At 61.4% G+C, this 10,818-nt stretch carries 14 protein-coding genes; all 14 read left to right on the forward strand.

Going from position 1 to position 10,818, the window contains the following annotated elements; genetic code table 11:
* Positions 1-4 precede the first annotated feature (4 nt).
* The 14 genes from PIGHUM_RS22515 to PIGHUM_RS22580 all read left to right on the forward strand — a co-directional run bounded on the left by PIGHUM_RS22515 (position 5) and on the right by PIGHUM_RS22580 (position 10,816).
* Entirely contained in the window at positions 5-790 is a 786-nt protein-coding gene (locus PIGHUM_RS22515) for a hypothetical protein (protein ID WP_116802406.1), read from the forward strand.
* Positions 774-1,004, forward strand: a complete 231-nt coding sequence (locus PIGHUM_RS22520) for a hypothetical protein (protein WP_116802407.1) — start codon at positions 774-776, stop codon at positions 1,002-1,004. Before PIGHUM_RS22515 ends, PIGHUM_RS22520 begins: the two co-directional genes overlap by 17 nt.
* Positions 1,001-1,273 (forward strand): hypothetical protein, encoded by a 273-nt coding sequence (locus PIGHUM_RS22525; RefSeq protein ID WP_116802408.1) that lies wholly within the window; start codon positions 1,001-1,003, stop codon positions 1,271-1,273. The genes PIGHUM_RS22520 and PIGHUM_RS22525 overlap by 4 nt, the downstream gene beginning before the upstream one ends.
* Positions 1,273-1,896 carry a glycoside hydrolase family 108 protein gene (locus PIGHUM_RS22530; protein ID WP_116802409.1) on the forward strand — a complete coding sequence of 208 codons (624 nt, stop codon included), beginning with the start codon at positions 1,273-1,275 and terminating at the stop codon, positions 1,894-1,896. Before PIGHUM_RS22525 ends, PIGHUM_RS22530 begins: the two co-directional genes overlap by 1 nt.
* Positions 1,896-2,498, forward strand: a complete 603-nt coding sequence (locus PIGHUM_RS22535; RefSeq protein ID WP_171943354.1) for a hypothetical protein — start codon at positions 1,896-1,898, stop codon at positions 2,496-2,498. The genes PIGHUM_RS22530 and PIGHUM_RS22535 overlap by 1 nt, the downstream gene beginning before the upstream one ends.
* 108 nt (positions 2,499-2,606) lie before the next feature.
* A complete protein-coding gene (locus PIGHUM_RS22540) occupies positions 2,607-3,128 on the forward strand; it encodes a hypothetical protein (protein ID WP_116802410.1) in 522 nt (173 codons plus the stop codon).
* Positions 3,128-3,514, forward strand: a complete 387-nt coding sequence (locus PIGHUM_RS22545; RefSeq protein ID WP_116802411.1) for a hypothetical protein — start codon at positions 3,128-3,130, stop codon at positions 3,512-3,514. The genes PIGHUM_RS22540 and PIGHUM_RS22545 overlap by 1 nt, the downstream gene beginning before the upstream one ends.
* A gap of 9 nt (positions 3,515-3,523) precedes the next feature.
* Entirely contained in the window at positions 3,524-4,429 is a 906-nt protein-coding gene (locus PIGHUM_RS22550; RefSeq protein ID WP_124081939.1) for a hypothetical protein, read from the forward strand.
* Positions 4,429-4,845, forward strand: a complete 417-nt coding sequence (locus PIGHUM_RS22555; RefSeq protein WP_124081940.1) for a hypothetical protein — start codon at positions 4,429-4,431, stop codon at positions 4,843-4,845. Before PIGHUM_RS22550 ends, PIGHUM_RS22555 begins: the two co-directional genes overlap by 1 nt.
* 1 nt (position 4,846) lies before the next feature.
* Positions 4,847-5,329, forward strand: a complete 483-nt coding sequence (locus tag PIGHUM_RS22560) for a hypothetical protein (protein WP_124081941.1) — start codon at positions 4,847-4,849, stop codon at positions 5,327-5,329.
* Positions 5,313-5,600, forward strand: a complete 288-nt coding sequence (locus tag PIGHUM_RS22565; RefSeq protein WP_124081942.1) for a PAAR domain-containing protein — start codon at positions 5,313-5,315, stop codon at positions 5,598-5,600. The genes PIGHUM_RS22560 and PIGHUM_RS22565 overlap by 17 nt, the downstream gene beginning before the upstream one ends.
* Before the next feature lie 75 nt (positions 5,601-5,675).
* The gene (locus PIGHUM_RS22570; protein WP_116802415.1) at positions 5,676-6,164 is read left to right on the forward strand and encodes a defense against restriction DarA-related protein; all 489 of its coding nucleotides are present in this window, start codon (positions 5,676-5,678) and stop codon (positions 6,162-6,164) included.
* Positions 6,161-6,352, forward strand: a complete 192-nt coding sequence (locus PIGHUM_RS22575; protein WP_116802416.1) for a hypothetical protein — start codon at positions 6,161-6,163, stop codon at positions 6,350-6,352. Before PIGHUM_RS22570 ends, PIGHUM_RS22575 begins: the two co-directional genes overlap by 4 nt.
* A gap of 48 nt (positions 6,353-6,400) precedes the next feature.
* Positions 6,401-10,816 carry a defense against restriction DarA-related protein gene (locus tag PIGHUM_RS22580; RefSeq protein WP_124081943.1) on the forward strand — a complete coding sequence of 1,472 codons (4,416 nt, stop codon included), beginning with the start codon at positions 6,401-6,403 and terminating at the stop codon, positions 10,814-10,816.
* The last annotated feature ends 2 nt before the right edge of the window (positions 10,817-10,818 follow it).

Raw genomic sequence — 10,818 nt, forward strand, 5'->3', positions numbered from 1 at the left:
GAGCGTGATTCATTTTCCACCACTGCGCACACGCCGCCTGACGGTGCAATTGCGTGAGCTGAGTATCAGCGAGTCGGTCGCCATCGCCGCCATGCCGCCCCACCTTGAGGAAGCCGAGTGTACGGCCTTCCTGCGAGCTGCCGTGCAGTCCGCCAAGGGCATTGAAGATCCTGCGCACTGGACGGTGCAGGAGCGGATGCTGGCTGTCTGTCACTACCTGGCCTCCACGTCCGATGATGGCCCGGATTTCGCCGTCGGTGGCGGGCATTACTCGGACTACCTGGACGGTGCGACCGATATACAGACCCAGGCACCCATGATTGAGCTGGGTGAGCTGGGCGGCGACACCTGGAAGATTCAGAACCTGACCGGGCGCATGGTGGAGTCCATTGAGCGCATGGAGGGTGAGATACAGAGCGCCTCCGGCCAGCCGTTCACGGGCCGCCTGCACTGGATTCTGGGCGGCATGGCAGCACAGTTGGTACGCGCCAGCGAGGAAGCGCCGGATACGGCCATGGCCGATGGTGCCTTCGATGAATACCTTGTGGAGCGTATGCGCGTGATGGCGGCTTTCCCTGGCAGCGACTTCGAGGCGCTGATGGGTATGTACCTGACGGGCCGCCAGAAGCTGAATCACCTGTTCAAGATCGAGTTTTCACCCGGCGGCGTCGTGGCTATGCCGAAAGGAGGGGCGGCAGCGAACCTGCCGCCAGCGCGATTTCCGGTGCGTACCTGCCTCTCTCGCGTCGCGCTCGAACTGGTCGGAAAACCTGATGAGTCTGGCGTCTAGCCTGACCCTATATTCATCAACATCCCTAGCCGAAGCCATGCAAATGCAACCGAGCGTGGCAAGGAAATTCTTTGAGGGCAAACCGTTCAACGATTGGAAAAAAGGAAGGGAGTCCGAATTGAAGATGCAAGCGGCAATTGTGAATCGGCTGAATGACGTAATACGCGCCAGTGTGATCGTCGCCAAGACCATTTCAAGGACTCGACAACTATGACCGAGAAAGTAAGTGATGAGCGCTGTTTGCCAGCAGAGGCGGTTTCCGCTCGTGCTGCTGACCGCGCAGTGAAAAAAGTTTTTGCCATTCTCGGTGTGGACATTGACCGACCGGAGAGCGTCGAAGAGTTCCGCGCCGATCTGCGGTTTGGCAGGAAGCTACGCCGGATTGCTGACCATGGAACCTTGGCGTTCATAGGCATCGTGGCTGCTGCGCTAGCCGCCGCAATCTGGGCTGGCGTGGTGTCAAAGATTTCCGGGGGCAACTGATGAAAATCGAAGACCTGTTCCGCAACCTGTTTGTCGCAATTGCCAGGCCAGCAGCCCAAGCGCCTGCACCCGTCGTCGTGTCGGGCCAGGCCGAACCCGTTGTGAGCAATCCGCCTGCGCCCGGCACCGTGGTGACTTTCGAGGCGGCATTCGAGCGCCTGATAGGCCATGAGGGCGGGTATGTGAACCACCCTGATGACCCTGGTGGAGAGACGAACTGGGGAATCACGCTGCGCACTGCCCGTTCTGCCGGGTACACCGGCAGCATGCGCGACCTGACGCGGGAGCAAGCCAAGGAAATCTACCGGGCCGAATATTGGAGCCGCGCGCGCAGCGAAGAGCTGGATGGCGCAATTGCGTTCCAGGTGTTCGATGCTGCCGTGAACCACGGTATCGGCAACGCTGTACGGTTCCTGCAACGCGCTGCCGAGGTGGCGGACGATGGCGCTATCGGCCCCGTGACCCTGGCCGCAGTGAAGGCGATGAGCGTGACGGACGTTCTGGCCCGGTTCAATGCCGAGCGACTGATTTTCTACACCAACCTATCAACCTGGGGTTCGTTTGGCCGTGGCTGGGCGCGCCGTGTGGCTGGCAATCTGCAATACGCAGCGGAGGATTCGTAATGGAATGGAAAGATATTGCGGGGATAGTCGGCAAGGCTGCCCCCATCGTGGGCGGGCTGATTGGCGGCCCTGCTGGGGCTGCCGTGGGCGGCTTGGTGGCCTCTGCCTTGGGAACCGAGGCGACGCCTGACGCCATTTCTCGCGCGCTGGAAACTGACCCGCAGGCCGCTGTAAAGCTCAAGGAGCTGGAGGTCAATTCCAAGACGCAGCTCCAGACCCTGGCCGTAACTGCCGAAAACAACCGGCTCCAGGCGGCTGCCGTGCAGTACGCGGCGGAGGCGGCTGACCGCGACAGCGCCCGGCGACTGGCCGCGCAGCAGGCGAAGGACTGGGTACGCCCGTCAGTGACCGTGCTCTTGCTCATGGGGGCGGGCGTCATTGTCTGGTTCGTTTTCTCTGGCATGGCCGACGGCCTGCTGAAAGACGCCACGGCCAGCCTGACCATCGGCACCATCATCGGCTACTGGTTCAACGAACTGAAGCAGGTGCTGGCGTTCTGGTTCGGAACTACTGGCGAATCGCAGCATGCGAACGAGGAAGTCCGGCGTTTTGCCGTTACGCCCGGCTCCGTAACCATCGACTCCGTACCGGGCAATAAATAGCCTGTCCGGCTGCCGCTCCCCCTGCTGGCAGCCGGAAAACAAGGGGGTGCGGCGTGGCGGCGCACCCGTACAGTGCAGGGGTGACTTCACACACCATAAGGACACGAAATGACTGTTTCCAATGCTGCCTATCTCAAGGGCTTTTATGACCAGACCGCCGCCCTGGGCGCGAAGGTCATTTCCAGCGACTTCACTTTTGAAATCGAAGGTTTCGAGGGCAATTACCTGCTGTGCAAGCAGGCTCCCTGGCCCGAGCTTTCGCCCGCCGGTGAAATCGAGGTTCCCACTCCGCTTGGCGCTACCCTGTGGCAGCCCCAGCAACTGAAGGTCGCCCAGCAGGGCCAAATCTCCCTCATGGAGACGGTCGCCGGTAACATCGACCAGATGCTGGTCGAGCTGATTACCCGTGGCGGCACGTACCCCAGCGGCGGCGGCACCTTCAATGCGAAGATCTACGAAGGCACCCCCCAGAAGTTCCTGCGGGCCAAGCGCATCATTGATGCGTTCATCCAGATGGACATCCCTGATCGTGACTGGGAGAACCGTTCGCAGCCGCTCCTGTTCAGCGGAACGATCTTCTACCACTACTTCGGTGAACTCATCCCTGGCAACTCGGGTGACTACCGCTGATGACCAAGCTGGCCGACTTGGCGAAATCCTTCGCAGAGGATGAGCGGCCAGCGGGCAACCTGCTGGACGATGAGTCTGTTTTGGCTCAAGCCATTGCTGCAACCCGGTTCTACGCCGGGTTTGCAGCTTTGCGCGACCATGAAGGCAAGGAGCCGCCGGAGCAGTCCATAGAAGGCGATACCGGCATCACCACGTCAGAGTGGGCGCTGATACGACCGCTGTTCTTGCTCTACATGGAGCGGGAGACGGCGCTGCAACTGGAGGCATCGCGCGGCATGGGCGCCGACCCATTCGGGCGCTCATCCAGTGAAGTCGCCATCGAAATCACGCAGCTCGAATCGGAAATGCCGCGCAAGGCGTTTTATCAGCCGATCATCACTATATAAGGGGCGGCCATGCTCCTATTCCTGGAAAACGGCAAGCAGGTACGCGGCGACCTTATCAAGTCCGCCACGTTGCGCTCCGACATGGCTCCCGTACCTGTGACTCTGGAGGCCGACATTCGGGCCGGTGACGATAGCCTGGAGCTGGACAAGATGCTGGCCGAGGGCAAGACGCTGGAAATCAGCGGCGGCGACAAGCTGCATATCGTCAAGTCCGTCCGCACTGCTGGCCGGACAACTCAAGCCGAGCGCGAAGTGGCTGCGTATCGCATCACGGCGCTGCTGGATTCCTGCCTTGGTGCGGCCTACGTCCGTAGCCGGGCCATTATCAAAGAAGATGCCGCGCTGTCCGCCATTTACAAGGCGGCGGGCGCGACCCTGAAGGCGGTAGATGCTGACTTCCCTGTTCCTCGTTTTTATTGCCCGGTGGGTGAAACGCCGACGTTCCATATCTCCCGCGCCCTGCAAGAAGAGGGCGGCGTTGTGCGCTGGCGTAATGGCAAGCTCCAATTCATCCGCCTGCCTGACCTGTTCACGCAAGAGCCTGTACTGACGCTTCCTGATAACGCTTCGGATGATGTAGACGGCGGCTTCCTGGAGCGCCACGAGGTTCCGTGGTTCTTTTCCCTGGATGCGGCAGGGCAGGCCGTATTCGGTGCGCGCGACAAGCCCCGCGCGGTTCGATTCTCGCCGCATAAGAATGTGCAGCGGCTACGGAACATGACGCGGTGCCTGGTGCATCGCAAGACTGTGAAAATCAACTATGACGCTCGCTTGGGCGCTGGCGACCTGATCGCCTTCACGGGTGGGCTGAAGCTCGCCGTCATCACCGCTGCGCACTTCTTCAGCAGCGGAACGGACGACGGCGGCGACAGCGAAACCTACACCCGTCTATGGCTGGGCGCACTGGAGGAATGATGCAATACGGAACCATGCCGGGGCGCTATCCGGCTATCGTGCGCTCCTACGACCAGGCCAAGCGGACATGCCGCGTTGAAATACCGGGCCTGACCGATGGCGGCGACGTGCTGCCGGAAGCCGAAATCGAATACCCCATAGGCGACAAGTCGCGGGCGGGGGCGAATACCACAGAGCTGGAGATCCTTGCTGGTGACGCGGTATGGGTGGCATTTATTGGCGGCGACCCGCGCTATCCGATCATCACCGGCTACAGAAACCCGGAGGCTGGCAACTCCGCCGACTGGCGGCGCTGGCACCATCCGAATATGGAGCTGCTGGCCGACGGCACCATGCGCCTGGCCGTCGGGCCGTCTGAAATCGTGATAACGCCCGGCGGCATTGTGATGAATGCCCCGCGAATCGACCTGAACTGATATGCCGCTGACCTGGACACCTGACCCCGCTACCGTGCCATGGCATGACGTACAGGCTGATGAGGTCTGGACGGAAGGCCCGATAACCGCCGTAGACCCAGAGGCGCTTCTGACTGTCGTGGGGTACTCCTGCGAGATAGTCGGGCCGGAGCCGCTGGAAGGCTTGGTGGTGGATGCTGGCGCAGCAGGCGTTACGCTGTCTGCGCCGAATACTCTGGCCCATGTGTTCCCTCCTGTGGAAATCGAATATCAGATACAGGGCGTCACGGGGTTCTGCGCCAACTTCGATGAGCTGCCCGAAGAGGCCGATGAGGTGATCCGCTATATCCCGAATCCGGCCAACACGAAAGACTGGACGATTCGCGTAAGCGCGAAGTGCAGCGACGGCTCAACGCACACCGGGGATTTTGTGCTGCGCGTTTGGGCGAACTTCGACCCAGGCCGCGACCAACTCAAGGAGGCCGTCAATGCCCGCCGTCGCTAGATTTGGTGATACCTGCACCGGACACGGCTGCTTTCCCGCGCGCGCCAATGATGAGGCGTCCGCCAACGTGTTCGTGAATGGTCTGGGCGCCCACCGGCAGGGCGATCACTGGGTAACGCACTGCTGCGGCCCGTCGTGCCACGATTCTGCCCTGGCGTCCGGCTCCAGCACCGTGTTCGTGAACGGCAAGCCCCTGGGCCGTATAGGCGACTCGGTGGCATGTGGCAGCGCCGTAGCCACCGGCTCCGGTAACGTGTTCGCTGGTGGCTGACCTGCCGGAAAACCGGGCGGCTCCGGGCGGGGCCAGGCTCCCATAATGCCTTCAGTCTGATTATCTGGGGGCAACATGAAAAACCTACTGTTTAGTTTTGAAGACCTTTCGACCAAGGATAAGGCCGTCAAGCAGGCCGCCCGCTACTTTTCCCGCGCGGGCGCGAACGTCGTTCAGCAAGAGGTTATCCCGACCGTCAAACGCACTTCCGGTATCTCGTACCGTGAAATGGCGCTGACTTTCGCGGACTCCCAGCGCGTCCTGCTGCGCATCAAGCAGTCCGGCGACATATTCCAGGTGGTGCTGAACGGCAAGCCCCTGCCGATCAAGAGCCAGGACGATCACGTCAAGGCCATCGCCGAAATCGTGAAGGCTATGGATGCGGGCCGCTCCCGGTTCCAGAAACTGATGGCCGCCGCCAAGGTTCGCCCGCCGGCGGGCATTCGCACTGCTGCCCCGCGCATGGAGCAGGTGCTGACCGAAAAGCGAGATGCTCTGCGCAGCGCCATTGATGATGTTCGCCAGCAGATAGCGTCCTTGAGGGGCGCGGCAGCGGCAGCATGATGACGGCTGAAGAAATCGCCCGGCGGCTGCGCGAAGTGGCTGCCGAAATGGAGCAGTTGGGTGCGGCCATGGACTATTACGGCGGATTCAATGGCCGCATGGCGCGCCATGGCCGGGAAATGGTTGGCGCTGCCGGAATTGCCCGTGATTGGGCTGAAGAAATCGAGTCCGCCAAGACGGGCGAGTAGCGGAAAAAGCGGCCCTTTTCCTGCGATGCCCAGCCATACCATGCCTGCATGGACAATCTATTTACTCATATCGAGAACGCCGCTCATAGCGGGGCTTTTGGGGATAACGACCTTCCCAGGCCCAGCGAGGCAGAGTGTGCCGCCGGTAACTACAAGGTAGGGCGGGCCAGCTTCCACGGCCTTCCGGTAGCCATCGAGCAGCCGCGCGGCACGTATCGCACTGGGAAAGACGCCAACGGCAAGTGTTGGGTCAACCGCATGGCCGCGCACTACGGCTACATCAGCGGAACCAAGGGAAACGATGGCGACGCGGTGGATTGTTTCATCGGCTTCTACCCGCAATCCGAGCGGGTTTTTGTCATCAACCAGAACATCGGCGGGCGCTTCGATGAGCACAAGGTAATGCTTGGGTTTCCCGATGAGGATTCCGCGCGCCGGGCCTACCTGGACAGCTATGACAGAGGGTGGAACGGGCTTGCCAGCATCGTTCCATGCTCAATTTCTCAACTCAAGTGGTGGCTCAAGCGTGGCGACACGAGCCGCCCGCTCCGCGACCTCCCACCTGAAGGACTGGAAACCATGACTCGAAAAGTTCAATGGAACAACGATGCGCAGCCGCTTGGCAGCACGCTTGACCAAATTCTGTATCAAATTCGTTGCGCGGATGCTGGCGAAGGCTTGCTGATGGACGCCGTGACGCCCGAGGAAATAACCGAGGACTCGGACGGCATCCTGACGTTCGACGCCCTGGTGTCGCCCTATGCCCGCCTGGAACGCAAGATGGAGCTGTTGCGCGGCATCATGGAACGAGCCGGGGATAAGGTAAAGCCGGTCGCCATGCAGATCACCGAGCCGTTCAAGCAGCGCGGAGTGGCCCACGTTGCGGTCATCTTCGAGCTGTCCGACGGCCAGACCGTTTCCATCTACTTTCACAACCCCGACGGGAGTCCGGGCAAGATGGCCCCGACCGATGAGGTTATCTCGTGGAAGTGGCTGCTGAACAAGAAGGACATCACCATTGTGGTGGCGCCCGAGCGCGGCTCCGACCTGAACGTGCGCGAGGTGGCCCGCCGCATCATGCGCCTGTCCGAGAAGAACAGCGCGGCGTTCCAGCGCGTGAATGCCCGTCGCGCCGAGCGTATGGGGGCCATTCAATCGCTGAAAAACGAAATCAGCGAACTGGAAACCGAGCTGGCCGCCGCCCAACATGAGCTGGAGGTGGCAAGGGTGGAGACCGAGGAAGCGCAAGGGCGGAAGAATCGGGCGTATGCCGAGGAGGTGCAGAAGGTCAGCAGCTTGCAGGACGCATACCTGCGCGCTACCGAGAACGGCGGCACCGACCCAAAGACCGGACAGACCAAGGAGGCTCTGGCCGCCCAGATAGACGGACAGGCGGCCAAGGTGCAGCGCCTGCGCGACATCGCAAACGGCGTGATGCCAGCTTGGATGAGCGTAGATCCGACTACCGCTGATGGATACGAAAAAATTCGTCTTGGCGGTGAGGATGCCAAGGCGTATTGGCAGGATCGGTTGGATGCATTATTTCAATCCAGGGCGGTCGCTGTTCGCAATGCCATGCGCGAGCTTGGGTGGGGTGGACCCACCTACGCAAAATCGCTATCCAAGGCCGGTGTCACCGCGTCCTGGAACTGGGAGTATGTCGGGGCAGGAAAGAATGTCGTCGGTTATTTTGTAGAGCTGGACAATCACACGAAGGAGGCGGTTCGTGACGACCTGTCCATGACAACCGACGAGTTTGCCAAGTATATCGACGGGCTGCTGCCTGTCAGTTCATCTACAACCCAAGAAGACCCGGCAACTGGTGCGCCAGATATCAGCTATCGCCGCAGCGCCGATGGACTGTTCACCACGTTCCTGCCCAACACCCCGGAGGGCGAAAAGGCGTGGGCCACCATGAACGCAACCCAGGGCAGTGAGGGCGGCAAGGTTATGGCAGTCCACACCGAGGCCGTCATTCAGCAAATCCGTGATGCGGGCTACGTCGTGGCGGAGGACACCAAGCCGTTGCCGTCAATTGAAGAAGTTGCCGCCGAGCTGGAGGCATCCACCCAGCAACTCGAAGAACAGCAGCGCCACCTGATTGACGCCTATATGAGCGCGTGGGCCGATGAGGCTGCGAAAATAAATACGGCGGTCGAGGCTGTGAACTGGGATGCCATTGTAGATGGCGAAACGGCCAAGGCCGAAATCGAGCGCCTGCATGCTGCCGCCAATACTGACCGGCCCGTGGAAAAAGCCAGCGTGGCCCTGGAGGCCGCCGGTATCAAGACATGGGATGAACGCCTGTCGGGGCTTGCTGAAACCGACGGATTTAGGGCGCAGGGCGCTGCCATCGAAGCCTACCGGCAGGCTGTTGACCGGATTCAGGCGGTAGCCAAGGAGAAACTGATTGAGTCGGGCAGGGCGGCCCTGGCCGGGCTGGATGCCGATACGCCGCTGGTAGACGTAGCGCGCGCGGTGTTCGCCAGCCATGGAATCGACGCTGGCGGCGGTGTTCCGGCGATTGTCCAGGCCATCGAAGGCAAGGACGTTGATTGGGCCTGGGGCTTTCTGCGGAACCTGGAGAACAAGGCCAGCGCCGACATTTTCGAACGCGCCACCGGCATCAAGCTGGCCGGTACGCAGCGCGAACGCCGCGCGCAGCTCGATGCGTGGGCGGGCATCACGCCAGAGCGCCGCGCAGAGATTGAGGCACAGCGCACCGAGCGACGCGAACGTGAGAAGCGCGAAGATAGTCTGAAATGGGCTTGGCGCGACCTTGAGCACATGAATGTGCGTGTCAATGATGGCTCCGTGAAGAGCGGGCAAGGATTCCTGGCGCACATTTTCAACCAGGGGTTTCAAGAGGTAGTCGCGCGCAAGCGTGGTGCTGCGACAGCTTATTACGCCAGCAATGGCGACAGCTTTACCGGCTTGCGTAACAAGGCATTCAACGGGTTCATGAAGGCCGCGCTGGCCTATGGCGGGCTGCGCCAAGCCCTGGAGCTTGTGGGCGGAATTGAGTCGCCGGAGAGCGCAGGGCAGCCGGGTGAAGGCGAAATGAGCGATGCGGACAAGATCGCCGCCGTGGATGCCGCATACCAGTTTGAGGGGGCAACGGAAGGATTCAAGCTCTGGCTGCATTCCTCCTTGAACGATGAGGAATATTCCCCGTTCGTGACTGCAAAGGCCATGGATACCGCCGTCAAGGCGCATGGTGCTTCGGTCGATTGGGCGCTTGCGGCAGGCGCGGCCATGGACGACACCGGCGCTGCGGTCGTGGCCCTTGAGCAGTCTTTGGCGGTGCTGGAGAACAATGAGCCGATCAACCGCGCCGAGGGCAACGACGAGCAGGCCGACTTGGAGGCGCATACCGCCGCCAGCATCCGCGAGGCCATAGAAGAGCTGTCCGAGGACGAGTATTCGCCCAGCGAAGAGGAAATGGGCGGCACGTTCGACCCCGAGACGGAAGCGGCAACCATGGACAGCGCCGACGAAGCCGGAGAGCGACCAGTGGCCGCACTTCTGGAATCGCTGCGGGCATTCCTGGGCCATTCGGCCACGCTTGACGCCACCAGCAGCGCCAGCCATGTCGGTGTCATCAAACAGGACGGAAAGGTTATGGGTCGTATCGACATTGCCGGTGATGGCAAGGCCATGATTTACGTCGGGGAATCCGGTGATGAGCGCGTGAAAGACAGCGAGGGGCAGCCGTTCATGTATTCCGAGGATGACGCTGAAAGGATGGTGGCGGCGCTACTCGCGGCCAAGCAGGAACCGGATGCCGCGCCTTCTGCGGAATCGACAGGCCAGGCGAAAACCCGCGCGGACGCGCTCAAGGTGCTGACTGATACCGGCATGAACAAATGGATGTCCGAGGCCCAGAACAAGGCCGTTATCGACGGCCTGATGGGCGAAGAGTGGCAGTTCTTCGCTGACAAGATGAAAGAGCTTGCCGCCACTATTGCCAACATGCCGAAGACCTATGACCAGGATGGCAAGGGCGAAGAGGCAATCGCGCATCTGCACTATTTCAGGGGTTCCGGCGACTGGTACATCACCGAGAAGGACATGGAGGGCGTAGGCACCGAGCAAGCCTTTGGCCTGGCCGACCTGTACGGCGATGGCGGGGAGCTTGGGTATATCAGCATCCAGGAACTGCGCGAAGCGGGCGTGGAGCTGGACTTCCATTTCACGCCGAAGGCCGTGCGCGAAGTGCGCAAGAAGCCCTCCGAGGCCGCGCCGCCAGCCGCTTCCGAGTCTGAAACCAAGGCGGTGGATCGCGCGCTGTTTCAGTCGGTGATCGACGGCACAGCCCCGAACATGCTGGCTCCCGAACTGGCCGACGAGCTGGAAATAGCCTATCTGCGCAACCAGAGCGACCCCGAGCTGGCGGCGCTGTTCGAGCAAGCCGTTATCGCCTACCAGGCCGCCATGATGGCAGCCACGTCCAGCCTTGCGTAAGG

This window comes from Pigmentiphaga humi, from assembly GCF_900606115.1.
GTDB lineage: Bacteria > Pseudomonadota > Gammaproteobacteria > Burkholderiales > Burkholderiaceae_B > Pigmentiphaga > Pigmentiphaga humi.

Bases quoted from the DNA above. Each gene is read 5' to 3' on its own strand.
- PIGHUM_RS22530 (WP_116802409.1), top strand. From the start codon at position 1,273: ATGAAAATCGAAGACCTGTTCCGCAACCTGTTTGTCGCAATTGCCAGG.
- PIGHUM_RS22520 (WP_116802407.1), top strand. From the start codon at position 774: ATGAGTCTGGCGTCTAGCCTGACCCTATATTCATCAACATCCCTAGCC.
- PIGHUM_RS22525 (WP_116802408.1), top strand. From the start codon at position 1,001: ATGACCGAGAAAGTAAGTGATGAGCGCTGTTTGCCAGCAGAGGCGGTT.
- PIGHUM_RS22580 (WP_124081943.1), top strand. From the start codon at position 6,401: ATGGACAATCTATTTACTCATATCGAGAACGCCGCTCATAGCGGGGCT.
- PIGHUM_RS22550 (WP_124081939.1), top strand. From the start codon at position 3,524: ATGCTCCTATTCCTGGAAAACGGCAAGCAGGTACGCGGCGACCTTATC.
- PIGHUM_RS22555 (WP_124081940.1), top strand. From the start codon at position 4,429: ATGCAATACGGAACCATGCCGGGGCGCTATCCGGCTATCGTGCGCTCC.
- PIGHUM_RS22540 (WP_116802410.1), top strand. From the start codon at position 2,607: ATGACTGTTTCCAATGCTGCCTATCTCAAGGGCTTTTATGACCAGACC.
- PIGHUM_RS22560 (WP_124081941.1), top strand. From the start codon at position 4,847: ATGCCGCTGACCTGGACACCTGACCCCGCTACCGTGCCATGGCATGAC.
- PIGHUM_RS22535 (WP_171943354.1), top strand. From the start codon at position 1,896: ATGGAATGGAAAGATATTGCGGGGATAGTCGGCAAGGCTGCCCCCATC.
- PIGHUM_RS22570 (WP_116802415.1), top strand. From the start codon at position 5,676: ATGAAAAACCTACTGTTTAGTTTTGAAGACCTTTCGACCAAGGATAAG.
- PIGHUM_RS22545 (WP_116802411.1), top strand. From the start codon at position 3,128: ATGACCAAGCTGGCCGACTTGGCGAAATCCTTCGCAGAGGATGAGCGG.
- PIGHUM_RS22565 (WP_124081942.1), top strand. From the start codon at position 5,313: ATGCCCGCCGTCGCTAGATTTGGTGATACCTGCACCGGACACGGCTGC.
- PIGHUM_RS22575 (WP_116802416.1), top strand. From the start codon at position 6,161: ATGATGACGGCTGAAGAAATCGCCCGGCGGCTGCGCGAAGTGGCTGCC.